A 22,896-nucleotide genomic window follows, 5' to 3' on the forward strand; every position below is an offset into this window, starting at 1 on the left:
ACAGATTATTGCGCGGGTGGGGCTTGTCCGGGAGCAGGACGCGCGCGATCACGTCGATTTCTAAATTGACGCCCTGACGTCCGCTGCCTACCATCGCGCCACTATATTGATATCGTTTTCGCTGCTTGCGAATTACCGCTGATTGACCCGGAGTAGAAGGGAAATGCGCGTTGAAAGCTTGTTCAATCAGGCCAGAGGAATGGTTAAAGGGCTTTATTTTCACGCGATGGATGAGCTCGGATTTCGTCCGGAGCAGGCGTTTGCCTATGCTCAGGATGAACTGGAGCGCCTGATGCGCAAAGACGCACATGGCCCGAATGCAATCCTGCAGACTGCGATTTATATGGAAGGCCACCGACGAGGCCTGAAGTTATCGAAAGATAGTCCCTACGCGGTTGATATGTTGACTATTTTGATCGATACGTACGGGCAGTGCAGCGTTGAGAGTCTGGTTGAAGCCGGGGCCGATGACGAAGAACTGAAAGCCATTCAGTCGGACATGGACACCGTGCGCAATGTGTTTCTTTCTTAAGAACTACGGTGAGTCAAAGACAGCGCTTGAACAGAAAAGGAAGCTTCAGTAGCCATGCCAAAGGTTGCTTGTGTATGCGGTCACGTTATTAACCTGTCGCGAGGGACGTCCGAGTTTGAAATGTCTCTGGTGGCTGAACAGAAGATAGATGAAATTGGCTGTGCGCTAGCAAATCGCTGGCTGTCTGAAGAAGAATTCTACGAAACGATAGACCAAGGGGCAGTTACGGTTTATCGATGCCAGCCGTGCGGGCGGATGCATGTGGATCTAGGGGGGGGAAGCTTTACTTCTTATATAAAGGAAGTAAATGAGTCACCTGAGGCTGGATAGAATTCATGGAATTGAAGTTTTTTCATCACTTTGCTGGAAACCATCCTGTCGTGGGCGAGGTGTTTTATGAGATGGCGCAAGTCAGTCCTGGGCAGGCAGGAGGGGCACGTTATGAACTTTATGTCTGCAGCGTACTGCTTGCAATTGCACAACACCCGGCTGCCTGCGACCGGTTGCTTGGGTATTTGATTTCGGTAATGAACGGCACAGAGCAATCAATTTGTGCAGGTGGAAACGACGTTGTTCTGAATATTGATACAAAGGGTGTGCAAGTCGATATATCGATCAACGATGACTGGATTGGCCAGCCAGACAGCAAGTTCACCTTGCAGGAATGGCAAAAAGTTCTTGAATCCTGGAAATACTTGCTGGAACTGCCAAAGGGTTCTGATGAGATCGTACTGGTCAAGTTGCCATAGAAACACTCGACCTAAAGCAAATCAAAAGATCGCAGCCTTCGGCAGCTCCTACACGGGGAATACACTCCCCTGTAGGAGCTGCCGAAGGCTGCGATCTTTTGATCTTTTACTTCGGATAAAGCGGTGGCAACCCACTGTCACCCACTGGGTCGTGTACGCGCTCAGCGGTCGGAATCGTGCGGATCGCTCGCCACAAATCCTCACCCTGCCAATGCTGGCCAGTCTCGCTGTACAGCGCACCGTTGAGCCCGTCGAGGGCATCCGACAAGGGCACAAAGCGTGCCGCCATGTCCGCCAGGGTTTCCGGCTGTTGACGTGCCCACGCATCCAGCGCCTGTCGTGTCGCTTGCGGGTCGTTGGCCTGGCTTGCGCGTTTGATGTCGTCCATCAAGGTGCGCGGGCTTGGGCCGGTTTGGGCGGCGCGATGCACCGCCGGCTGCCAGCGCGCGCGCCACCACAGGCCGAAGCCGAGCAGGGTGGTGCAGGCGAGAATCAGCGTGCTGAGCTTCCACCACCACAACACATCGTTATCGACGACACTCGGTTGCAGCGTACCGGCCGGGGTGTCGACCTGCAGGCTCGGGTTGTTGGCCACTTGCAGCGTGCGCGCGGGCAGGCTGCTGTGTTCCAGGTGATCTTCGAAGGTGTTCCACCAGACCACGTCCACCGTCGGTAAATCGATGGCGCCGCTGCGGCTCGGCACCAGCGCTTCGCGTTCTTCGCGGCTGCCGACCAGCCCGCGTTCGGTGCTTTGATTGCTCAGCACCGGTTGATCGGGGTAGCGGCGCAAACCGTTGACGTCGGTGGCGGGCAGTGCCGGCAGTTGCGAACTGGCCAGGCCTTCGACTTTCAGAGTCAGGCTGCGGGTCAGCGAGTCGCCGATCTGCGTGTGCTCCGGTTCAGGGTTCCAGCTCTCGCTCAAACTCAGGCTGCGCGCCGGCAGCCAAGGGGCATCGACCGGATAAGTGAGCGGCTTGGGTTTGACCGTCAACGGGATCGCCGAGGAACTGACGCGCATCAGTTTGCCCGGCTTCGGCCCCTGCGCATTGTTGTCTTGTGCGGGCTGCGTATCGACCAGCGTGGCGCTGAACGTTTGCGGGGTAATCGTCAGCAAACCACTGTGCTGCGGATAGATCGCATATCGCATTTCGATCACGCCATGCCGCACGCCGTTGAGGTCTTTTTCGTAGGTGCGCGTATCGCCCAACTGCTCAATGCGCGCATCGGCGATTTGCAACGGGGTCAGGCTGCTGTCGTCGTACAGCGACACCGAATGGTAGATGCGCAACGTCAGGATCGCCTGGGCCTGTACATAGACGCTGGACTGGTCGAGGCTGGCTTCGATGAACACCGGATCGAGGCTGTTCTTGTCTTCGCGGGTATCGCTTTCAACCACTTGCACGGTGATCGGCTGGCTCTGCACGTCGCCCATCTGCAATGGCGGAATCACCACGCTGCCGTTCTCTTTCGGCAACAGCGTGATGATCCAGCGCGTGGTCGCGCGGTTGTCGCCATTGAGGGTGTTGAGCTGGTTGACCTGGCGCGTGCCACGCACTTCGAACAGCGGCTCCAGCGGTGTCAGGTCGGGTTTGCCAAACTGGGTGACGTCGCTGGTTTCGAGGGTGAGCTCGACCGTCTCGCCGGAGTTCAGGCGACTGCGATCCACACTGGCGGTCAGCTCGGCGCCATCAGCGATGGCCGAGCAAATCAGCAGGGGCAGCAAGAGAGCGGTGAAGCGGGTCATCGAGTGTTTTCCTGATCCTGATGTTGTTGCTGTTCGTACCAGAATTTGCGTCGCAGCAATTCGCCCGGATCGTCCGGGATCTTGCCCAGCCATTGTTCCAGAGCCTGACGCTGCTCGCCGTCGAGGTTGTTCTCGCTTGGGCGCAGGGTCGGCACGGTGTCCGTCTGCTCTTCCTCATCGCTGCCCGGTATTTCATTGGGGCCGGGCTGCGGCGGTGTGGTCGGTGGCGGTTCGCTGGCAGGCTCGGCCGGTTGCGCTTCGCTCGGGCTTTCGCTTTTCACGGCCGGCGGCGCGGCGGTCGCGGGCGGCGGCTCGTCGCCGGGCAGGTTCTGCTCGGTCGGTTTGCGTTCCGGTTCGGCGGGCGGCGGCGTACGTTTCTGCTTCAGCAGGTTCTCTACCAGCGCCTTGTTGGTTTGCGCCGGGCGCAAGTCCGGTTGCAGCTCCAGGGCCTGTTCATAGGCATCGATCGCCGCTTCCAGCTCACCACTTTTTGCCAGCGCGTTGCCACGATTGTAGTGGGCGCGGGCATCGCTGCCTTCGGCGAAGCGCTGAGCGGCGCCACTGTAGTCGCCGGCCTCGTACAACGCCACCCCTTGCCACTGGTGATCAGCAAAATGTTGCGCCGCTTCGGCGGGGCGTTTCTGCTTGAGCAAGTGCAGGCCCTGTTGATCCGGGCGCAGCCACAAATCTTCGAAGTCGAAAGCGTAGCTCGGCTGCGGCAGGCAGAACAGCAGCGGCAGGCAGAACAACCAGCCACGCCGCCCGGCGCACGCAGCCAGCAACAACAGCGGCAACAGCAGCCAGTAACCCTGATCGGCCCAGGTATCCAGGCGTACGGTCTGGCCATCGTCGCGCAGACTGCGCGGGCCGTTGAGCAGGCCGAGCGCACCAAGATCCGCCTCGTCGAGGCGGGCAGGGTGGTATTCACCACCGACGCTGTTGAGGAATGCGCTCAGGCCCGGGCTGTCGAGTTGCGGCACACGAATCGCGCCTTGTTCATCTTTGAGGAAGCTGCCGTCCTCCTGGGCAATCGGCGCACCTTCAGCGGTGCCGACGCCGAGCATCAGCAGTTGCGCCGATTCACCGCTGAGCGCACGACGAATGCCTTGGCGTTCCTCTTCGTTCAAGGAAGAGCCGATCAGCAGAATCCGTCCCTGACCGAGCGCGCCCTGTTTCAACAATGCCAGCGCTTTGCTCACCGCCAGATCGGCGCGATGACCGCTTTCCGGCATCAGCGACGGTTTCAGCGCATCGAGCAGATTGCGACTGGTCGCCAGATCATCCGACAGCGGCACCAGCGTGTGCGCGCTGCCGGCGTAAACGACAATCGCGGTCTGCGCATCGCTGCGCGCCTGCAACAGGTCAAATAGCTTGCGCCGCGCCTGTTCCAGCCGCGTCGGCGGCGAGTCGGTGGCGAGCATCTCCGGGGTCAGTTCCAGCACCACCACCAACGGGTCGGCGGGTTTCTGGCTGGTCTGTTCGACGCGCTCCCAACTCGGCCCGAGCAGCGCCAGAATCGTCAGCAGCCACGCCACGCCAAGGGCGATCCACGGCAGTTTGCTGTCGCGCCCGCTGCCACCGCTGAGCAAGGTGGCATGAAACGCCGGCGGCAAAATCATCTGCCAGCGCCCGGCACGTTTCTGCCGGTGCCAGAGCTGCCAGATCAGCCAGCCGAGCAGCGGCAATAACAGCAACCACCAAGGGCGGAACCAGTGCGGCCAGAGCGCGATCATCGGCGCCTCCGCAGACGCAGGCGCTTGAGGCGCTCGCGCCAGTCAGGCAGCGGACTTTGCAGATACAGTTCCTTGGTGAACAGGCGTTGCAGCGGGTTATCCGGCCACAATTCACGGGCGACCAATAACAGGCTCAACCACAAGGCGAGCGCCAGCGGCCAGTGATACAAGGCTTGCGCCGGACGCGCCTGGGTCGGTTGTTGGGTCACCGGTTCGAGCTGGTCGAGGGTGTCCTTGATCGCTTGCAGCTCTTTGCCGTCGTGCGCACGGAAGTATTGCCCGCCGGTGACTTCGGCGATGGCCTTGAGCGCCGGTTCGTCGAGGTCCAGGCTCGGATTGACGCCGAGCAGACCGGTCGAACCGCTGTCTTCCGGATTGGCGCCGATGCCGATCGGATAGATTTTCACGCCTTCGCTGGCGGCTAATCTGGCTGCGGTCAATGAATCGATTTCACCGCCATTGTTGGCGCCGTCAGTCACCAGAATCAGCACACGGCTTTGCGCCGGGCGCATGCGCAGGCGTTTCAGCGCCAGACCGATGGCGTCACCGATGGCGGTGTTCTTGCCGGCGATGCCGATCCGCGCCTCGTCGAGCCAGACGCGCACCGTGTGGCGATCAAACGTCAGTGGCGCTTGCAGGTACGCCTGACTGCCGAAGAGGATCAAGCCAACGCGGTCGCCGTCGCGGCTTTCCAGGAAGTCACCGAGCAAATGCTGAACCAGTGAAAGACGGCTGACGTCTTCGTCCTGCCACTGCATGTCTGGGAAATCCATGGAGCCGGAGACGTCCACCGCCACCAGCAGATCACGGCCGCTGGCGGCAATCGGCAACGGTTCGCCGAGCCATTGCGGGCGCGCGGCGGCGGTCAACAGCAACAGCCACAGGAGCATGAACGGCGCCTGTTGGCGCCACGCCGGCAGGTTTGCGCGGGCGCGACGGCGGGCGAGGCCTTCGAGGTCGGACAGAAAGCTGACTTTCAGCGCCGGTTCGCCGCTGTCGGCCACCGGCAATACGAGGCGCATCAACCACGGCAGCGGCAACAGCGCGAAGATCCACGGCCAGGCGAACTCAAACATGTTTGCGAATCCACGTGTCGACGGCTTGGGTCAGGCCGGCGATGGCTTTATCGTCGAGTTTGCATTCCGGTTTGTACGCGCCTTCGACCAGCACCATCCAGCGCGTCAGGCCCGCCGCCGGGCAGCGGTTATCAAGGAACGCCAGCCATTTACGCCCGTTGAGGGTGTGGCTCTGGCTGTACGGATAATGGTTGCGGCACAGGCGTTTGAGCAGGCCGTTGAGTTGTTGCAGCCAGGCACCGGCCGGGGCGCCGTCGTAGGGCTTGGGCATCTGCGCCAGTTCGGCGAGGGCGGCGATGCGCACCGGGTCGAGCGGCTGCTCCGCGCGTACGATCGGGCGTTTCTTCATGGGAATGAAACGGCGCAGCTTCCACGCGGCGAAACCCAGCAGCGGCAGCAACAGAAGCAGCAGCCACCAGCCAGGCGCCGGAGGCCAGAAGGCAATCGGTGGCGGCGAGATCAGCGGTTGCAGTTGTTCGAGGCCGTTCATCGACCTTTCCCCGGACGCTGCGGATTGAGGAACTCGCGCATCTGCTCGACCATTTCACTTTGCGTGCTCAGCGGCATCAGCAGCACCCGCAACTTTTGCGCGAGCAGTTCCCAGCGGGCGATGCGTGCTTCGGCTTGGGCGCGATAAGTCTGGCGCAGGTCGAAATTCAGCGTGTCGAGTTCCAGTTGTGCGCCGCGCTCGGCAAACCTCAGCAGGCCGGCAGCGGGGAGGGCGTGATCCAGCGGATCAGAGATGGGCAGCATCAGCAGATCGCAATGGCGTGCCAGCAGGCTCAACTGTTGTTCGGCGCTGTCGGACAACGCGCGTTCATCGCAGATCACGATGGCCAGGCTGCCGGGCCGCAGCACTTCGCGGGCGCGGCGCAGGGCTACGCCAAAGGCATCGCGATCCGGCTCACGCTCGGTGTGCAGCGACTGATTGACCTTCACCAGGCGGTTGAGTAGTTGTAGCAGGCTCTGCTTGCTGCGCCGTGGCTTGATTTCGTAGTGTTCGTTGTCACCGAACACCAGCCCGCCCACCCGGTCGTTGTGGCCCAGTGCGGCCCAACCAATCAATGCCGCTGCTTGCGCCGCCAGCACTGATTTGAACATCAGCCCGGAGCCGAAAAACAGCCGCGTGCTTTGCTCGACCATGATGAAAATCGGCCGTTCGCGTTCTTCATGGAACAGCTTGGTGTGCGGCTCTTGCGTGCGCGCCGTCACGCGCCAGTCGATGGTGCGCACGTCGTCGCCGGCCTGATACACCCGCACCTGATCAAAGTCGACGCCGCGACCACGGAATTTCGAGTGGTGCAGGCCGATCAGCGGGCTGCGCTGGCTCGGCGTGGAAAACAGCTGCACTTCGCGCACCCGGTGGCGCATCTCGATCAGCTCGGCGAGGCTGACGCGGATGCCCGGTTCGGACGGCAGGGGGGCGTTCATGGGGGTCAAGCGACGGCTACGACGTCGAGAATCCGCTGCACCACCCGATCCTGATCGATGCCGGCGGCTTCGGCTTCAAACGACAAAATGATGCGGTGACGCAACACGTCGAACAGCACCGCTTGAATGTCTTCCGGGCTGACGAAATCGCGACCGGCCAGCCAGGCATGGGCGCGGGCGCAGCGGTCGAGGGCGATGGAACCGCGCGGGCTGGCGCCATAGGCGATCCACTCGGCCATTTCCGGGTCGAACTTGGCCGGCGTACGGGTGGCCATGACCAGTTGCACGAGGTATTCCTCCACGGCGTCGGCCATGTACAAACCAAGGATTTCCTTGCGTGCAGCGAATATCGCCTGCTGGCTGACACGGCGCTCGGGTTTGGTCTCACCGTTCAGCGCTTCGCCACGGGCCTGCTGGAGGATACGGCGTTCGACGGCGGCATCCGGGAAACCGATTTTTACGTGCATCAGGAAACGGTCGAGCTGCGCTTCTGGCAACGGATACGTGCCTTCCTGCTCGATCGGGTTCTGTGTGGCCATCACCAGAAACAGCGGCGACAGCTCGTAGGTGCTGCGGCCGACACTGACCTGACGCTCGGCCATGGCTTCGAGGAGCGCCGATTGCACCTTGGCCGGGGCGCGGTTGATTTCGTCCGCCAGCACCAGGTTGTGGAAGATCGGCCCTTGCTGGAACACGAAACTGCCGGTCTCCGGGCGATAGATCTCGGTGCCGGTGATGTCGGCCGGCAGCAGGTCCGGGGTGAACTGGATGCGATGGAACTGGGCTTCGATGCCCTCGGCGAGTTCTTTGATCGCTTTGGTCTTGGCCAGACCCGGAGCGCCCTCGACCAGCATATGGCCGTCGGCGAGCAGGGCGATGAGCAAACGCTCGATGAGTTTTTCCTGGCCGAGAATCTGCGTTGAAAGAAAGGTTCGCAGCGCCAATAGCGCTTCACGATGTTCCATCGGTGACTGTTCCTGGAAAGGGGTGGCCACGGGCGTTCGGATAACGCCGGGGCTGGGGGCGTTACTTTAATCCATCGCGGGGGGTGGCGACTAACGGCATTTTGTAGAAAAGGGCAAAAGATCGCCGCCTGCGGCAGCTCCTACAGGTGATTGCATTCCAATGCAGGAGCTGCCGCAGGCGGCGATCTTTTGGCTGTCTGCGAAGGCCTCATCGCTGGCAAGCCAGCTCCCACAGGGACCGATGTGTTGCATAGATCGCGTTCACACCGCTGATACCTGTGGGAGCTGGCTTGCCAGCGATGGGGCCAGTCCGGACACCATCAAACTTCGTTAATGAAGGTACCCGTCCCATCAAGGATGTTCTTCAGGGTCTCGACAACCTCATCCATGTCCACCATGTCCGGATTGAAACTGATCTCCAGCACATCATCCCCATTCAACGCATCGGCATCCGCCGCCGCGATCTCGATTTTCAGCAGCGTCGAAGTCAGCGTGACTTTCACCCCGTCGAGCGTCGAAGGCTCGCCATCCAGGGTGATCTCCAGCTCATCCTCATCCGGGTAGCGGCTCATCAGGAACATGTCGCCCTTGTCGCTGTGGCAGCACAGCATGGCCATGTTGTCTTCTTCGTCGTCGCACGGGTTGACGATCAGTAGGGCGGTGGTCATTTGCATGGTCAATTCCTGCCTCAAGGGGCGTGTCGGTCGCTAATGGGCGCGATTCTGCCAGTCCTCGGGAATTTCTGCATGTGAGAGTGTCAGAGGATGTGTCGTGAACGCGACGTGGGTCAATGGTCATTTCTGGCACGCATGTACCGTAAAAACGGGGATTCAGACCAGCGTTTTGCGCCACGAGTGCTAGTGTTTACCGGTGCGAAAGCCTTGGTTTACGTGCCGATGACCGAATATGTCGCAGCACCGCAAGCAGACACATTGTCGCACCCATTAAGCTGCGCAACGGATGAGCACCCGTAAAGGCATTGCCGGCACCGTCGGCAGTCGCTTTTGCAGATGCCCATTCAATGGAAGGTGAATGTGACCTGAGTGTCTCGTCCAGCTTCACCCACCTGTCCCTCTGTTTCCTCTGCCCGAGAATCAGGAACAGGGCGACACAAGCCCCGAAAGGGGTGTTGCACGCGACGCTTTCCATCAATAACAAGCTTAAGCGGAGTACCACAGATGGCGTTCTTCACCGCAGCCAGCAAAGCCGACTTCCAGCACCAACTGCAAGCGGCACTGGCGCAGCACATCAGTGAACAGGCACTGCCACAAGTGGCGCTGTTCGCTGAACAATTCTTCGGCATCATTTCCCTGGACGAGCTGACTCAACGTCGTCTCTCCGACCTCGCTGGCTGTACTCTCTCTGCGTGGCGCCTGCTTGAGCGCTTCGATCACGCGCAACCGCAAGTGCGCGTCTACAACCCCGATTACGAGCGTCATGGCTGGCAGTCGACCCACACCGCGGTCGAAGTCCTGCACCACGACCTGCCATTTCTGGTCGACTCGGTTCGTACCGAACTGAACCGTCGCGGCTACAGCATCCACACCCTGCAAACCACCGTGCTCAGCGTGCGTCGTGGCAGCAAGGGCGAGTTGCTGGAAATCCTGCCGAAGGGCAGCACCGGCGAAGGCGTTCTGCACGAATCGCTGATGTACCTGGAAATCGACCGCTGCGCCAACGCGGCCGAACTGAATGTGCTGAGCAAAGAGCTGGAACAGGTTCTCGGTGAAGTCCGCGTTGCGGTCGCCGATTTCGAGCCGATGAAAGCCAAGGTGCAGGACATCCTCACCCAGCTCGACAACAGCGCGTTTGCCGTCGATGCCGACGAAAAGAACGAAATCAAAAGCTTCCTGGAATGGCTGGTGGGCAACCACTTCACCTTCCTCGGCTACGAAGAATTCGTGGTCACCGATCAGGCCGATGGCGGCCACATCGAGTACGACCAGAACTCCTTCCTCGGCCTGACCAAACTGCTGCGCACCGGCCTGACCTACGATGACCTGCGCATCGAAGACTACGCGGTGAACTACCTGCGCGAACCGACCCTGCTGTCGTTCGCCAAGGCTGCGCACCCGAGCCGTGTACACCGTCCGGCTTACCCGGATTACGTGTCGATCCGTGAAATCGACGCTGACGGCAAAGTCATCAAGGAACACCGCTTCATGGGCCTGTACACCTCCTCGGTGTATGGCGAGAGCGTGCGGGTCATCCCGTTCATCCGCCGCAAGGTCGAAGAAATCGAAACGCGCTCCGGCTTCCAGTCCAAGGCTCACCTGGGCAAGGAACTGGCGCAGGTGCTGGAAGTGCTGCCGCGTGATGACCTGTTCCAGACCCCGGTCGACGAACTGTTCACCACGGTGATGTCGATCGTGCAGATCCAGGAACGCAACAAGATCCGCGTGTTCCTGCGCAAAGACCCGTACGGTCGTTTCTGCTACTGCCTGGCCTACGTGCCGCGCGACATCTACTCCACCGAAGTTCGCCAGAAGATCCAGCAAGTGCTGATGGAGCGCCTGAAGGCTTCCGATTGCGAATTCTGGACGTTCTTCTCCGAGTCGGTGCTGGCGCGCGTGCAGTTGATTCTGCGTGTCGACCCGAAAAACCGTCTCGACATCGACCCGGTGCTGCTGGAAAAAGAAGTCGTGCAAGCCTGCCGCAGCTGGCAGGACGATTACGCTGCACTGACCGTCGAAAGCTTCGGCGAAGCCCACGGCACCAACGTGCTGGCCGACTTCCCGAAAGGCTTTCCGGCCGGTTATCGCGAGCGTTTCGCAGCGCATTCGGCCGTGGTCGACATGCAGCACCTGCTGAGCCTCAACGAAAAAAATCCGTTGGTGATGAGCTTCTATCAGCCGCTCGGTCAGGTTTCCGGCCAACGCGAGCTGCATTGCAAGCTGTACCACGCCGACACGCCGCTGGCGTTGTCCGACGTGCTGCCGATTCTGGAAAACCTCGGCCTGCGCGTGCTGGGTGAATTCCCGTACCGTCTGCGTCACACCAATGGCCGCGAGTTCTGGATTCACGACTTCGCGTTCACCGCCGCTGAAGGTCTGGACCTCGACATCCAGCAACTCAACGACACCCTGCAGGACGCCTTTGTCCACATCGTCCGTGGCGAAGCCGAGAACGATGCGTTCAACCGTCTGGTGCTGACCGCCGGCCTGCCTTGGCGCGACGTCGCACTGCTGCGCGCTTACGCCCGTTACCTGAAGCAGATTCGTCTGGGCTTCGATCTGGGTTACATCGCCAGCACCCTGAACAACCACACCGACATCGCTCGTGAGCTGACCCGGTTGTTCAAGACCCGCTTCTATCTGGCGCGCAAGCTCAGCGACGACGATCTGGAAGACAAGCAACAGCGTCTGGAACAAGCGATTCTGACCGCACTGGACGACGTTCAGGTGCTCAACGAAGACCGCATCCTGCGTCGTTACCTCGATCTGATCAAAGCCACGCTGCGGACCAACTTCTATCAGACTGATGCCAACGGCCAGAACAAGTCGTACTTCAGCTTCAAGTTCAACCCACACGCGATCCCTGAACTGCCGAAGCCAGTGCCGAAGTTCGAAATCTTCGTCTACTCGCCACGCGTTGAAGGCGTGCACCTGCGCTTCGGTAACGTCGCTCGTGGTGGTCTGCGCTGGTCCGACCGTGAAGAAGACTTCCGTACCGAAGTCCTCGGCTTGGTTAAAGCTCAACAAGTGAAGAACTCGGTCATCGTGCCAGTGGGCGCGAAGGGCGGCTTCCTGCCGCGTCGCCTGCCACTGGGCGGCAGCCGTGACGAGATCGCGGCCGAGGGCATCGCCTGCTACCGCATCTTCATTTCTGGTCTGTTGGACATCACCGACAACCTGAAAGACGGCGCGCTGGTGCCGCCATTGAACGTGGTTCGCCACGACGATGACGACCCGTACCTGGTAGTGGCAGCGGACAAGGGCACTGCGACCTTCTCCGACATCGCCAACGGCATTGCCATCGACTACGGCTTCTGGCTGGGTGACGCGTTTGCGTCCGGTGGTTCGGCCGGTTACGACCACAAGAAAATGGGCATTACCGCCAAAGGCGCGTGGGTCGGCGTACAACGTCACTTCCGCGAGCGCGGCATCAATGTTCAGGAAGACAGCATCACTGTTGTCGGCGTCGGCGACATGGCCGGTGACGTGTTCGGTAACGGCCTGTTGATGTCCGACAAGCTGCAACTGGTCGCGGCCTTCAACCACCTGCACATCTTCATCGATCCAAACCCGAACCCGGCGACCAGCTTCGTCGAGCGTCAGCGCATGTTCGACCTGCCGCGTTCGGCCTGGACCGACTACGACACCAGCATCATGTCCGAAGGTGGCGGTATCTTCTCGCGCAGCGCGAAGAGCATCGCAATCTCCCCGCAGATGCAGGAACGCTTCGACATCAAGGCTGACAAGCTGACCCCGACCGAACTGCTGAACGCCTTGCTCAAGGCGCCGGTGGATCTGCTGTGGAACGGCGGTATCGGTACTTACGTCAAGGCCAGCACTGAAAGCCACGCCGATGTCGGCGACAAGGCCAACGATGCACTACGCGTGAACGGTAACGAGCTGCGCTGCAAAGTGGTGGGCGAGGGCGGTAACCTCGGCATGACCCAACTGGGTCGTGTCGAATTCGGTCTGAATGGCGGTGGTTCCAACACCGACTTCATCGACAACGCCGGTGGTGTGGACTGTTCCGACCACGAAGTAAACATCAAGATCCTGCTGAACGAAGTGGTTCAGGCCGGTGACATGACCGACAAGCAACGCAACCAGTTGCTGGCGAGCATGACCGACGAAGTCGGCAATCTGGTGCTGGGCAACAACTACAAGCAGACTCAGGCGCTGTCGCTGGCGGCGCGTCGTGCTTATGCGCGCATCGCTGAGTACAAGCGTCTGATGGGCGATCTGGAAGGCCGTGGCAAGCTGGACCGTGCCATCGAGTTCCTGCCGACCGAAGAGCAGATCAACGAGCGTATTGCCGAAGGCCACGGTCTGACCCGTCCTGAGCTGTCGGTGCTGATCTCGTACAGCAAAATCGATCTCAAAGAGCAGCTGTTGGGCTCGCTGGTGCCGGACGACGATTACCTGACCCGCGACATGGAAACGGCGTTCCCGCCGACGCTGGTCAGCAAGTTCTCCGAAGCCATGCGTCGTCACCGTCTGAAGCGCGAGATCGTCAGCACCCAGATCGCCAACGACCTGGTCAACCACATGGGCATCACCTTCGTTCAACGACTCAAAGAGTCGACCGGCATGAGCCCGGCGAACGTGGCCGGCGCTTATGTGATCGTGCGCGACATCTTCCACCTCCCGCACTGGTTCCGTCAGATCGAAGCGCTGGACTACCAAGTCAGCGCTGACGTGCAGCTGGAACTGATGGACGAGCTGATGCGTCTGGGCCGTCGCGCCACGCGCTGGTTCCTGCGTGCCCGTCGCAACGAGCAGAACGCTGCCCGTGACGTCGCGCATTTCGGTCCGCACCTGAAAGAGCTGGGCCTGAAACTCGACGAACTGCTGAGCGGCGAAATCCGTGAAAACTGGCAGGCGCGTTATCAGGCGTACGTCGAAGCCGGTGTGCCGGAATTGCTGGCGCGTATGGTTGCGGGCACCTCGCACCTGTACACCTTGCTGCCGATCATCGAAGCGTCCGACGTGACTGGCCAGAACCCTGCCGAAGTGGCGAAAGCCTACTTCGCCGTGGGCAGCGCGCTGGACATCACCTGGTACCTGCAACAGATCAGCGCACTGCCGGTTGAAAACAACTGGCAAGCCCTGGCCCGTGAAGCGTTCCGTGACGACGTCGACTGGCAACAACGTGCGATCACCATCTCCGTCCTGCAACAGGGCGACGGCACTCAGGACGTGGAAACACGCCTGGCGCTGTGGATGGAACAGCACGAAAGCATGATCTCGCGCTGGCGCGCCATGCTGGTGGAAATCCGCGCTGCGAGCGGCACGGACTACGCCATGTATGCAGTGGCCAACCGTGAACTGCTGGATCTGGCGTTGAGTGGGCAAGCGGTAGTGCCTGCGGTTGCTGCGAATGCCGAGCTTGAACTGGCGTAAGTAGTGGCTGAATGAAAAAGCCCCGGTGTCGAGAGATGCCGGGGCTTTTTTATACCTGAAAGCTGTCCAGTTCAGGTGCTAAGGAGCGATGCGTTGGTTCAAGCAATAAAGCGCAGCAGCTTCGGACGCTTAAGATTCTCAGTAAATGCCGTGGTGCCGATGACCACAACTCGCCCGAGCGTATCAACGGAGATGGCTTCCCCTTGAGACGCTTTCGCTCGTGTCCAGCCGATTCGCGGGGCAAATGAGGTGTCAGGACTTCCATTCGGCAAGTACCGTGCAATCGCGATGGCGTTGAGGTCGTCGAAGTTGGTCATTGAATCGCTAACGGTTAACACACGGTTTTCGGTATCTACTGCGCCGCTGTTCCAAACGAAATGTGGTATTGCATCATCGGGTGTCAGTACGGGGGCACCGCTGTTGAAGTTGAGGTCAGTCTCTCCGTTCTCATCCACGCAAATGAGCAACCCTTTTTTCGACTCCGAGTCAAAGCTGCCAATGCCAATCACCCTTTTTTTATCGATGGCCACTAATTTGAAGAGACGGCTGAACGCTTTCAAAGAGGTGAGAAAGTAAAAGCCGTTTTTTGCATAGTTTGTGTCCAGCTCGCCTGTCATATGGTAGCGAGCCATCATCCCGAAATGCTTTCCGTTGACCCGGGCAATGCCACCCACCAGAATAAAATCCGGGTCGGTCTGCAACAGGCAGTTGGTAGTCAGCTGATATTCCGCGTGCGTGACGTTGATGTAGCCCATGCCATGGTTGAAACCCTCATCCGTGCTGCCATCGCTTTTTAGTCGAATGATGTACCCGTTTGAAACAAACAGAATTCCTCCGTCATTAGTAACGACTGGATGGCTGTTAACGCTGACTGACGCCTGTGCAGACTCATCAGACTGCTGCAGTGTTCGGGCTCCGAGGGGAAGGGCAACAATGACTTTGCCTTCATTGCCAAACTCCCTTACGTATCTGCCGTTCGAGTCAAACAGGGCGAAAGCGGGGAGGTACCCCATTTTGCCTGTGTAGCCGCCGCTGAGCAGAATTCTTCCGGTGCCAGGCATGACTGAAACACTGGTTGCAGACGAAGCATAACCTTCGGCAAATTCATCTTTGAGCTGGCTTTCATCCGCGAAAGTCAGATCAGGTTCGCCGTTTGGCCGAATCCTGCCAATGACGAACTTGCGATCGGAGTTGGCGACGTAGACGATATTGTTGTTGGCGTCCGTGTCGACACCCGCACCGACGCCTATTTCGTGGTCTGGCATATTGATGATGAGCTCACCTTTGCCGGCGAAATCAAAGTCGAGATGGGCCGGTATCTTCGGTTCAAGCTGTACGGTAGTCATGACTGAGTCTCGTGTTTGCAATATTCCGATGACTTGAACATTCATTGCAGCCGTTCAAATCGGAGAGGCTCATTAGGAAACTGGCGACCGATGACCGTCTACTGTCAACTCTGACAGTGGACGGCCTGGGTTTCGTATGACTGGGAGAGAATTTGTCGTCAGAACTGGCGCCATCGCGAGCAGGCTCACTCCTACAGGGGGAACGCATTCCAACTGTAGGAGTGAGCCTGCTCGCGATGGCGCCCTTTATCTCAATACAACTTCTGACCTTGCTGACTATCAAACATCGACACTTTGTCCGCAGGCCGTGCGACTAAATTGTTGAGCGACTGGTCAAACTTCTGCAGCGCCCGAACTTGCACATCCTGCTGCTGATTAATATCCGCCACGATCTCTTCCGAACGCTTGAAGTCCGCCCACACCGGCGTCAATTCCCGTGCATCCGAACCTTTCGCCGTACCAATATAGTTCAACCGCGCATCATAAAAATCGGCACTGACGTCGGCCTTGATATCGGAGCTGCGTGAAGTAATCAGTTGGCTGTGGGTGTCGACGATCGCCACCACATCTGGCCGGGCCGCACGCAGGCTTTGTATGTCCGGATACACCGTCACTGAGCCGAATTGACGCTGTAAGGAGGCGTTGACCCATTCCACCGCCATGTCTGGTTTTGAGCTGGCGACGTAGGCATCGTGGATCGGTTGCACCAGCAGGCTCTGGCCGAAACCGGTGCCGGCGTTGGCCTGGTAGTCGCGCAGGTATTCGCGGTTGGTCTGGGTGCTCGGGCTGTAGACCACGCCTAGGGAAACACCGGGGCCGCTTTTGACCAACGTGGCGCTGCTGCGGCCGGTTGGATGAGGCAGCAACGTATCCAGGGATGAGACTGCTTTCGGGGCGGTAGGGACCGAACAGGCGGACAAGGTTAAAACCGATATCGCCAACACACTGGCAAACGCAAGTTTCATGGTGTTTCTCCCGTGAAACAACATCAGTCGGAAAGTTTTAAGTTGTCGTCAATGACGGCAGTTAATTCAGACTAACCCCGTCAAGCTTTAAGTAACCTGACAATTCGCTGTCTGGTTTGCTGTTGAATAGTTTTATTCGCTGTAACCCGATTCGGTTAATTGCGTCGGGAAATAAAAAGGCGCAAATCGATGATTTGCGCCTTTTTATTTATGGCTGATTAAACATCCATCAGTTTTTCAGCGGAATCAGCACTTGCTCATCCGGCGACAGCACCATGAACACCAGCAACTTCGCCGGCTTGGTTTTGCTGGCGTTTTTCGAGACCAGATGTTCGGAGCCGGCGGGCTCGTACCAGAATTGACCCTTCTTGTAGGTGATCGCCTGTTCGCCCTTCACCTGGGAAATCACCTCGCCTTCGAGCACGTAGGCCATCGCGGTGCCGTCGTGTTTGTGGGCGATGGAGGACTGGCCGGGTTTGTAGTCGACCTCGATCATCATGGCTTTTTTGCCAGGGGCGTTTTTCAGTATCTGGTCCTGGAGGACGGTGACTTTTTCCGAGGGGTCGTGGGCGAAAGCGGCCGAGGCGCAGAGGCTCAAGGCGAGGGCGGCGGCGAAGAAGGGCAGGGTTTTCATGGCGGGCTACCTGTGAGGGTTGGGGGTGCAATCACAGTAGTCCGCAGGGTGGCGCATTCAAACGGCCAATATTCGGGAAGATTGGGTGACCAATTGGAGGTTATTCAGCGTGTTTGAGTACGCCATCGCTGGCAAGCCAGGCTCCCACAGTTTTTTGTGTCGTTCATTTAATTATCGAACGACACAAAACCCTGTAGGAGCTGCCGCAGGCTGCGATCTTTTGATCTTGCTCTCAGACGATAGGGAAACTATTGAAGTCCACACTATTGGCCAATCGACTATCGATCAGGTCAATAAACCCTTGCGCCTCGGGCCGGTTGAAATGCGCCTGCATCGCCGCTTCCGACTGCCAGCGCGCACTGACCGTCCAGCGGTGGCTGTCCTCGGGGCAGCGGTCGACCAGGTAGGAATCGCAGCCCGGCGTTTCGCGCAGGGTTTCAACTATCTTCTGCAGTTGCTTGCCCAGTTCATCCGAGCGGCCGGCGGCGGCCTGCACCTGGACCGTATTGATCACTTCGTTGGACATTGCTCACACTCCTGAATCAGGCCGGACGAATCCTGCTCATTGAGGGATAACGCCTGTGCAGGATAGGCCTGCACCCCCTGAACACCAATAACCAATCGGCGGTTAAATCTTTAGGCCAATCATTCAGGCAACTTGTTGCAGGATGTCGCGCAAGCGATCCAGGGCGATATCGATGTCCAGGGTTTCGATGGCGCCGAAGCCGAAGTACAGGCCGTTTTTTGGCGGCTGCTGATAATAGAAGCCGTTGATCGAGTACAAACCGACTTCGACTTTTCTCGCCAGCTCGATCACCAGCGCCAGGTCGATCGGCACCTTGCAGAACACCGCCATATGGAACCCGGCGCTGGCCGGCACCGCGTCCAGCCATGGCGCCAGATCAGTCGCCATACGCGCGAGAATCCGCTCGCGGCGCTGCGCGTAGATCGCATGACAGCGGCGGATATGCTTGAGCAGGCAGCCCTCGGCGATGAACTTGGCCAGCGCCCATTGCGGCAGGGTCGAGGCGTGCAGGTCGGTGAGTTGCTTGGCGCGGATCACCGCTTCAAGAATCGCCGGCGGCAGGATCGCATAACCCAGGCGCAATTCCGGCAAAAGGGTTTTCGAGAATGTGCCGACGTAGGCGACCATGCCGCGCTGATCGAGATTGAACAGCGAATCGGTCGGCCGGCCTTCGTAGCGGAACTCGCTGTCATAGTCGTCCTCGATGATGATCGCGCCCAACTCATGAGCGCGAGCCAGCAAGGCTTCACGGCGCGCCTGACTCATCGGCATGCCCAGCGGAAACTGGTGCGACGGCGTCACATAGATGAGGCGCGTGCCATCGGGAATGTGCTCGACCTGAATGCCCTCGGCATCCACCGGAATCCCCACCACCTCGGCGCCATGGGTGCCGAACAGCAGGCGTGCCGGCGGATAACCGGGATCTTCCATCGCCACCAGACTGCCGGGGCGAATCAACACGCGGGTGATCAGGTCCAGCGCCTGTTGCGCGCCGTTGCACACGACGATGTCTTCGTCCTGACAGTTGATCCCACGGGAAAACGCGATGTGCCGGGCAATCGCATTGCGCAGCGCCGGCAGGCCTTCGGCGACACTGTAGAAACCCTTGGACTGGCCCATCTGGCGCATCGCATGGGCGACGCAGCGGCGCCAGTCATCCTGCGGAAACTGGCCCTTGCTGGTCGCACCACCGATGAAGTCGTAGCGCAGCGAGCCTTCCAGCGTCGGGTGGCGCAGAAACACCGGCAGATTGCGCCAGCTCTCGATCACTTCGGCACTGGCCAGTTCGCTGTGGCTTTGCTTGCGCTGGACCTGCGCCCGGCGCGCGTTGACGTAGGTGCCTTTGCCGATCACCCCGGTGAGGAAGTTTTCGTAGGTCAGTTGCGCGTAGGTGTCGGAAATGGTCTTGCGCGAAATCCCCAGTTGCTCGGCGAGCAGACGGCTGGGCGGCAATTGCGTGCCAGCGGCCAGGCGCCCTGACTCAATGGCACCGCGCAACTGCTGATACAACTGACCGGCAAGATCCTTGCGGCCGTTGATCACGACATGAAGTTCCATACCGACGAGGCTCCCGAGGCTATTAGGCGTGCCGGCCAGATTACCGCTGAAGCGTGATCCACAACAGTTGCGCACCCCAAAAACCCAAAATTGGCGCAATCCCTGTAGGAGCTGCCGAAGGCTGCGATCTTTTGATCTCGCTTTTCAAAAGACCACATCAAAAGATCGCAGCCTTCGGCAGCTCCTACAGGGGGATTGGTGTTTGGCGGGGATTCAGTGGTGTAGCGGTTTTCCGTGCAATTGGGGCTGTAATGCGCCGCTGTCGGCGTTTACGGTGAAGTCATTATTCCGTCCACCGAGAACCGCCATGTCCCCGCGCCTGGATTACTACAACGCTTCGCCCAAGGCGATGAAAGCGATGATTGCCATGGAGGCGCTGACCGCCAACCTAAGTATCGAGCAGCCGCTGCTGCAACTGATCCGCATCCGTGCTTCACAACTCAACGGCTGCGCGTTCTGCACCGACATGCACTCGGTGGACGCGCGGCGGGCCGGGGAGAGTGATCGGCGCCTGTATGCGATTGCGGTGTGGCGCGACAGCAACTTCTTCAACCCGCGCGAGCGTGCGGCGTTGGCCTGGGCGGAGGTGGTGACGTTGTTGGCGGAAAGCCGCGTGCCTGATGAGGTGTATCAGCAGGCGCGCGAGCAATTCAGCGAAGGTGAACTGGTTGACCTGACCATGGCCGTCACCACCATCAACAGCTGGAACCGCCTCGCGGTGAGCTTTCGCCAAACGCCTAGCGATTGAAGATCAAAAGATCGCAGCCTTCGGCAGCTCCTACAGGGAACGATCAAAATCCCATGTAGGAGCTGCCGAAGGCTGCGATCTTTTGATTGTGACGTTGCCCTAATTCGCCGGCCGTTGCGGTTTCACCGAGGTGCCAAAGGTATTGCCCATCCGCGTACTGGTCGCCGCCGGCGTCGCCAGCCCAACCTGATTCGGCGGACGCTTATTCACCGGCACATTCAGCGCCTCTTGATTCTTCTCTGCCGCCGCAGCGCCTTCAGGGTTGTTGCCCATCTGCTGGCTCAAACAGTCGTAATTCGGCGCCTTGTAACCGCCGACCGTTACCTCGACACATCCCAACGGCTGCTCGGCATAAGCGCTCGACAGCGCCATCAACAACAGCCCGCCAAGGCTCAATCGCCACAGTGTGTTCATGCTCGCCTCCTGGCCGGCCCGACGGGGCCGCGCTTTGGCTTGAGTCTAGTGCAAGCCGTGCGCAATTCCCGTGATGGTTTTTTTGCACCGCCCGTCACACCAGATTCATAAACAGCCCTCAGGATGACGATTTCCAAGGATTCGTCAGCCGTGCAGCGAGGCAATTCCACGGACGGTTTTCAGCGTTCAACGAGGCTTGTGCGCCGGATGTGTCTGGGGTGGCTGCTTGGCTGTGCGGCGAGCCACGCCATGGCCGACGCGGTGCCGGCAGACCTGCGGATGACGCTGCACATTCCGGCACAGGATCTGGCCCGCGCGCTGGATCAGTACAGCCACGCTACTGGCGTTGCGGTGCTGGTCGACAGCCAGTTGAGTCGCGGTCGTCGCTCGCTGGCGGTGGATGGTGAATTCACCGCCGCCGATGCCCTGCGTCGATTGCTCGGCGGCAGCGGTTTGATGGCGCGTTATGCCCGCGACGATGCATTTACGTTGCAAGTGGCGCAGGTCGAAGACGTGCCCGCGCCGCCGCAAAAACAGACGCCGGAAAGCGTCGCCGTCAACCGCAGTTACGCGACAGCGGTGCAAGCAGCGATCGAGCGCAACCTGTGCCGCTCGCCGATGACCCGTCCGGGCAGTTATCGCGCGGTGTTGCAGGTTTGGGTCGGCCGCGACGGCTTGGTGCAACACAACCGGTTGGTCACTTCGACCGGCGATGTACGGCGCGACAACGCGCTGGTGGAAAGTTTTCGCAATCTCAAAATCGACCGGCCGACGCCCAGCGCCTTGCGTCAGCCGGTCACGTTGCTGTTGTTACCGGAGTCGTCAGGGAAACGCATGGAATGCACGAAATGGGAAGGAGTTTCCGGGGGATGAAAGACACCGGACAAGGTTCGATGGTCCAACTGTTCCTGACGTCCTACGAGGACTTTCGGGTGCGCCTGCGCCGGCGTCTCGGCTCGGAGGATCTGGCCAACGACGTGCTGCACGAAACCTACCTGCGCGTCGACCGCATGGAGACGCCGCCGAACGTCCTGCGGCCGAATGCCTACCTCTATCGCATGGCCCTGAACATCGCCGCCGACCGCCGCCAGGCCGATGCGCGCCTGCTCACCGGCGAGGAAGTCGAGGAGCTGCTGCAAATCGGCGACGAAGCCCTCGACCCGGCGCGAGTGGTCGGTGGGCAAAAGGAAATCCAGTCACTGCTCAACGCCCTCTACGAACTGCCCGCACGCCGTCGCCGAATCTTCATCGCCGCGCGTCTGGAGGAGGCGCCGCACCTGGAAATCTCCCAGCGCTTCGGCATCTCCACGCGCATGGTCGAGAAGGAAATCAAAGCCGCACTGGGCTTCTGCGCCGCGAAACTGGAAAGAAAAGTGTTTCAGCGGTTCGGTCGCGGGGCCGGAAAACCGTCTTCTGAATAGTGCCCGATCAATTCGTTGAGAATCTGCGCGTTTGAACATCTTTCGACTGACACCTGCCGAGCCATCGGCGGCCGACAATCTGCACAGCGAAGCCCGCGACTGGCTGGTCCTGCTGACCTCCGGCCGCGCCACCGTGGCCGACGCCCGCGCCTTGCGCGAATGGTGCGCGCAGAGCGCCGAGCATGCCCGCGCGTTCGAAGAGGCCAAGCGGTTGTGGCAACAACTGCAACCGGCCATGGAGCAAATGCAGGCGCCACGCGGGTTTGGTCGACGTGCTTTTCTCGGGGGCGCGATTGCTGCGTCGGCTGCGTTTTTGCTGGTGCGCGGGACCATTCCCGGCGGCTTCGAAGGGCTCGGCGCCGACTACATCACCGAAGTCGGCCAGCAGCGTCGTTTCGAACCGGCGCAAGGCGTGAGCCTGGAGCTGAACACCCAGACGCGGATCAATCAACGCTCCATCGATAACGGCGTGCAGGGCTTTGAACTGGTCAGCGGCGAAGTCGAAGTGCAGACCGCGCGGTTGCCGCTGGCGATGCAGGCTGGAGGAGGGTGGTTGCGCGCCAGTCAGGCACGTTTCAACCTGCGCAACACCGATCAACAAGTTTGCGTGACTTGCCTCGATGGCGCGGTTGAAGTGGATATTGAAGGTCGCAGCCTGCGCCTCGAACCGGGCCAGCAAGTGACCTACGACGCACGGCAAGTCGGCAGCGTACAAAGTGTCGACACAGCCGCCGTGATGAACTGGCGCCAACAAGTCCTGGTCTTCAACGGCGCGACCCTCAGCCAAATGATCGACGAGATCAACCGCTACCGCCCCGGCATGTTGCTGCTGCTCAACCGCGAACTCGGCCAACGCCGCGTCCAGGCCCGCTTCAGCCTCGACCAACTCGCCGGCGTCGCACTGCTCATCCGCGATGCCTACGGCATCAAATGCACCGAACTCCCCGGCGGCGTAGTCGTCCTCAGCTAACCCACACCCGC

Annotated in this window: 20 protein-coding genes; 7 read left to right on the forward strand and 13 right to left on the reverse strand. The window is 59.9% G+C overall.

Translation table 11 applies throughout. The annotated features are described in order from the left end of the window. Positions 1 to 163 precede the first annotated feature (163 nt). Together ACQ4MY_RS11405 and ACQ4MY_RS11410 are read left to right on the forward strand one after the other, a co-directional pair. A complete protein-coding gene (locus ACQ4MY_RS11405; RefSeq protein ID WP_440095140.1) occupies positions 164 to 532 on the forward strand; it encodes a hypothetical protein in 369 nt (122 codons plus the stop codon). Between the two features lie 335 nt (positions 533 to 867). Continuing rightward, a complete protein-coding gene (locus ACQ4MY_RS11410) occupies positions 868 to 1,281 on the forward strand; it encodes a hypothetical protein (protein WP_440095141.1) in 414 nt (137 codons plus the stop codon). A gap of 106 nt (positions 1,282 to 1,387) precedes the next feature. On the opposite strand, the gene ACQ4MY_RS11415 is transcribed toward ACQ4MY_RS11410, so the two are convergent. From ACQ4MY_RS11415 to ACQ4MY_RS11445, 7 genes are all read right to left on the reverse strand, one after another. Beyond that, a complete protein-coding gene (locus ACQ4MY_RS11415) occupies positions 1,388 to 3,025 on the reverse strand; it encodes a BatD family protein (RefSeq protein WP_440095142.1) in 1,638 nt (545 codons plus the stop codon). Further along, entirely contained in the window at positions 3,022 to 4,758 is a 1,737-nt protein-coding gene (locus tag ACQ4MY_RS11420) for a tetratricopeptide repeat protein (RefSeq protein WP_440095143.1), read from the reverse strand. Before ACQ4MY_RS11420 ends, ACQ4MY_RS11415 begins: the two co-directional genes overlap by 4 nt. After that, on the reverse strand, positions 4,755 to 5,834 hold the full coding sequence (locus ACQ4MY_RS11425; protein ID WP_440095144.1) for a vWA domain-containing protein: 1,080 nt from the start codon (positions 5,832 to 5,834) through the stop codon (positions 4,755 to 4,757). Before ACQ4MY_RS11425 ends, ACQ4MY_RS11420 begins: the two co-directional genes overlap by 4 nt. Next, on the reverse strand, positions 5,827 to 6,324 hold the full coding sequence (locus ACQ4MY_RS11430; RefSeq protein WP_064119837.1) for a DUF4381 domain-containing protein: 498 nt from the start codon (positions 6,322 to 6,324) through the stop codon (positions 5,827 to 5,829). The genes ACQ4MY_RS11425 and ACQ4MY_RS11430 overlap by 8 nt, the downstream gene beginning before the upstream one ends. Next, a complete protein-coding gene (locus ACQ4MY_RS11435; protein ID WP_008088002.1) occupies positions 6,321 to 7,265 on the reverse strand; it encodes a DUF58 domain-containing protein in 945 nt (314 codons plus the stop codon). The genes ACQ4MY_RS11430 and ACQ4MY_RS11435 overlap by 4 nt, the downstream gene beginning before the upstream one ends. 5 nt (positions 7,266 to 7,270) lie before the next feature. Next, entirely contained in the window at positions 7,271 to 8,230 is a 960-nt protein-coding gene (locus ACQ4MY_RS11440; protein WP_003218556.1) for an AAA family ATPase, read from the reverse strand. Positions 8,231 to 8,550: 320 nt separating this feature from the next. Continuing rightward, positions 8,551 to 8,904, reverse strand: a complete 354-nt coding sequence (locus ACQ4MY_RS11445; protein WP_008088001.1) for a hypothetical protein — start codon at positions 8,902 to 8,904, stop codon at positions 8,551 to 8,553. Between the two features lie 504 nt (positions 8,905 to 9,408). On the opposite strand from ACQ4MY_RS11445, the gene ACQ4MY_RS11450 reads away from it, so the two are divergent. Then, positions 9,409 to 14,304 (forward strand): NAD-glutamate dehydrogenase, encoded by a 4,896-nt coding sequence (locus tag ACQ4MY_RS11450; RefSeq protein ID WP_440095146.1) that lies wholly within the window; start codon positions 9,409 to 9,411, stop codon positions 14,302 to 14,304. A gap of 98 nt (positions 14,305 to 14,402) precedes the next feature. Here the strand turns inward: ACQ4MY_RS11450 and ACQ4MY_RS11455 are convergent, their stop codons facing one another. From ACQ4MY_RS11455 to pdxR, 5 genes are all read right to left on the reverse strand, one after another. Beyond that, positions 14,403 to 15,650, reverse strand: a complete 1,248-nt coding sequence (locus ACQ4MY_RS11455) for a hypothetical protein (protein WP_440095147.1) — start codon at positions 15,648 to 15,650, stop codon at positions 14,403 to 14,405. A 251-nt stretch (positions 15,651 to 15,901) separates the two neighbouring features. Next, the gene (locus ACQ4MY_RS11460) at positions 15,902 to 16,615 is read right to left on the reverse strand and encodes an ATPase (protein WP_440095149.1); all 714 of its coding nucleotides are present in this window, start codon (positions 16,613 to 16,615) and stop codon (positions 15,902 to 15,904) included. A 229-nt stretch (positions 16,616 to 16,844) separates the two neighbouring features. After that, positions 16,845 to 17,249, reverse strand: coding sequence for a cupin domain-containing protein (locus ACQ4MY_RS11465; RefSeq protein WP_440095150.1), 405 nt, complete (start codon positions 17,247 to 17,249; stop codon positions 16,845 to 16,847). A 232-nt stretch (positions 17,250 to 17,481) separates the two neighbouring features. After that, positions 17,482 to 17,775, reverse strand: coding sequence for a putative quinol monooxygenase (locus ACQ4MY_RS11470; RefSeq protein ID WP_008087993.1), 294 nt, complete (start codon positions 17,773 to 17,775; stop codon positions 17,482 to 17,484). A gap of 123 nt (positions 17,776 to 17,898) precedes the next feature. Continuing rightward, on the reverse strand, positions 17,899 to 19,332 hold the full coding sequence (gene pdxR / locus ACQ4MY_RS11475; RefSeq protein ID WP_440095151.1) for a MocR-like pyridoxine biosynthesis transcription factor PdxR: 1,434 nt from the start codon (positions 19,330 to 19,332) through the stop codon (positions 17,899 to 17,901). A gap of 307 nt (positions 19,333 to 19,639) precedes the next feature. Between pdxR and ACQ4MY_RS11480 the strand changes: the two genes are divergently transcribed. Then, the gene (locus ACQ4MY_RS11480; protein WP_440095152.1) at positions 19,640 to 20,080 is read left to right on the forward strand and encodes a carboxymuconolactone decarboxylase family protein; all 441 of its coding nucleotides are present in this window, start codon (positions 19,640 to 19,642) and stop codon (positions 20,078 to 20,080) included. A gap of 99 nt (positions 20,081 to 20,179) precedes the next feature. On the opposite strand, the gene ACQ4MY_RS11485 is transcribed toward ACQ4MY_RS11480, so the two are convergent. After that, positions 20,180 to 20,494 carry a hypothetical protein gene (locus ACQ4MY_RS11485; RefSeq protein ID WP_008087988.1) on the reverse strand — a complete coding sequence of 105 codons (315 nt, stop codon included), beginning with the start codon at positions 20,492 to 20,494 and terminating at the stop codon, positions 20,180 to 20,182. Between the two features lie 207 nt (positions 20,495 to 20,701). Between ACQ4MY_RS11485 and ACQ4MY_RS11490 the strand changes: the two genes are divergently transcribed. From ACQ4MY_RS11490 to ACQ4MY_RS11500, 3 genes are read left to right on the forward strand one after another with little or no spacing between them, the layout of a single operon-like run. Next, positions 20,702 to 21,367: a secretin and TonB N-terminal domain-containing protein gene (locus ACQ4MY_RS11490; RefSeq protein ID WP_440095316.1), complete on the forward strand. Its 666-nt coding sequence runs from the start codon at positions 20,702 to 20,704 to the stop codon at positions 21,365 to 21,367. Further along, on the forward strand, positions 21,364 to 21,915 hold the full coding sequence (locus tag ACQ4MY_RS11495; protein ID WP_008087984.1) for an RNA polymerase sigma factor: 552 nt from the start codon (positions 21,364 to 21,366) through the stop codon (positions 21,913 to 21,915). The genes ACQ4MY_RS11490 and ACQ4MY_RS11495 overlap by 4 nt, the downstream gene beginning before the upstream one ends. Positions 21,916 to 21,946: 31 nt before the next feature. Continuing rightward, complete coding sequence (locus ACQ4MY_RS11500; protein WP_440095154.1) at positions 21,947 to 22,885, forward strand: FecR family protein; 939 nt, start codon at positions 21,947 to 21,949, stop codon at positions 22,883 to 22,885. The last annotated feature ends 11 nt before the right edge of the window (positions 22,886 to 22,896 follow it).

The organism is Pseudomonas sp. SM4 (assembly GCF_051913165.1).
Lineage (GTDB): Bacteria > Pseudomonadota > Gammaproteobacteria > Pseudomonadales > Pseudomonadaceae > Aquipseudomonas.

Excerpts from the sequence above, each read along its gene's own strand:
- ACQ4MY_RS11430 (WP_064119837.1), bottom strand. The coding sequence starts at position 6,324 with ATGAACGGCCTCGAACAACTGCAACCGCTGATCTCGCCGCCACCGATT.
- ACQ4MY_RS11465 (WP_440095150.1), bottom strand. The coding sequence starts at position 17,249 with ATGAAAACCCTGCCCTTCTTCGCCGCCGCCCTCGCCTTGAGCCTCTGC.
- ACQ4MY_RS11405 (WP_440095140.1), top strand. The coding sequence starts at position 164 with ATGCGCGTTGAAAGCTTGTTCAATCAGGCCAGAGGAATGGTTAAAGGG.
- ACQ4MY_RS11455 (WP_440095147.1), bottom strand. The coding sequence starts at position 15,650 with ATGACTACCGTACAGCTTGAACCGAAGATACCGGCCCATCTCGACTTT.
- ACQ4MY_RS11425 (WP_440095144.1), bottom strand. The coding sequence starts at position 5,834 with ATGTTTGAGTTCGCCTGGCCGTGGATCTTCGCGCTGTTGCCGCTGCCG.
- ACQ4MY_RS11490 (WP_440095316.1), top strand. The coding sequence starts at position 20,702 with ATGTGTCTGGGGTGGCTGCTTGGCTGTGCGGCGAGCCACGCCATGGCC.
- ACQ4MY_RS11485 (WP_008087988.1), bottom strand. The coding sequence starts at position 20,494 with ATGAACACACTGTGGCGATTGAGCCTTGGCGGGCTGTTGTTGATGGCG.
- ACQ4MY_RS11435 (WP_008088002.1), bottom strand. The coding sequence starts at position 7,265 with ATGAACGCCCCCCTGCCGTCCGAACCGGGCATCCGCGTCAGCCTCGCC.
- ACQ4MY_RS11470 (WP_008087993.1), bottom strand. The coding sequence starts at position 17,775 with ATGTCCAACGAAGTGATCAATACGGTCCAGGTGCAGGCCGCCGCCGGC.
- ACQ4MY_RS11415 (WP_440095142.1), bottom strand. The coding sequence starts at position 3,025 with ATGACCCGCTTCACCGCTCTCTTGCTGCCCCTGCTGATTTGCTCGGCC.
- pdxR (WP_440095151.1), bottom strand. The coding sequence starts at position 19,332 with ATGGAACTTCATGTCGTGATCAACGGCCGCAAGGATCTTGCCGGTCAG.
- ACQ4MY_RS11440 (WP_003218556.1), bottom strand. The coding sequence starts at position 8,230 with ATGGAACATCGTGAAGCGCTATTGGCGCTGCGAACCTTTCTTTCAACG.
- ACQ4MY_RS11495 (WP_008087984.1), top strand. The coding sequence starts at position 21,364 with ATGAAAGACACCGGACAAGGTTCGATGGTCCAACTGTTCCTGACGTCC.
- ACQ4MY_RS11445 (WP_008088001.1), bottom strand. The coding sequence starts at position 8,904 with ATGCAAATGACCACCGCCCTACTGATCGTCAACCCGTGCGACGACGAA.
- ACQ4MY_RS11420 (WP_440095143.1), bottom strand. The coding sequence starts at position 4,758 with ATGATCGCGCTCTGGCCGCACTGGTTCCGCCCTTGGTGGTTGCTGTTA.
- ACQ4MY_RS11450 (WP_440095146.1), top strand. The coding sequence starts at position 9,409 with ATGGCGTTCTTCACCGCAGCCAGCAAAGCCGACTTCCAGCACCAACTG.
- ACQ4MY_RS11480 (WP_440095152.1), top strand. The coding sequence starts at position 19,640 with ATGTCCCCGCGCCTGGATTACTACAACGCTTCGCCCAAGGCGATGAAA.
- ACQ4MY_RS11410 (WP_440095141.1), top strand. The coding sequence starts at position 868 with ATGGAATTGAAGTTTTTTCATCACTTTGCTGGAAACCATCCTGTCGTG.
- ACQ4MY_RS11460 (WP_440095149.1), bottom strand. The coding sequence starts at position 16,615 with ATGAAACTTGCGTTTGCCAGTGTGTTGGCGATATCGGTTTTAACCTTG.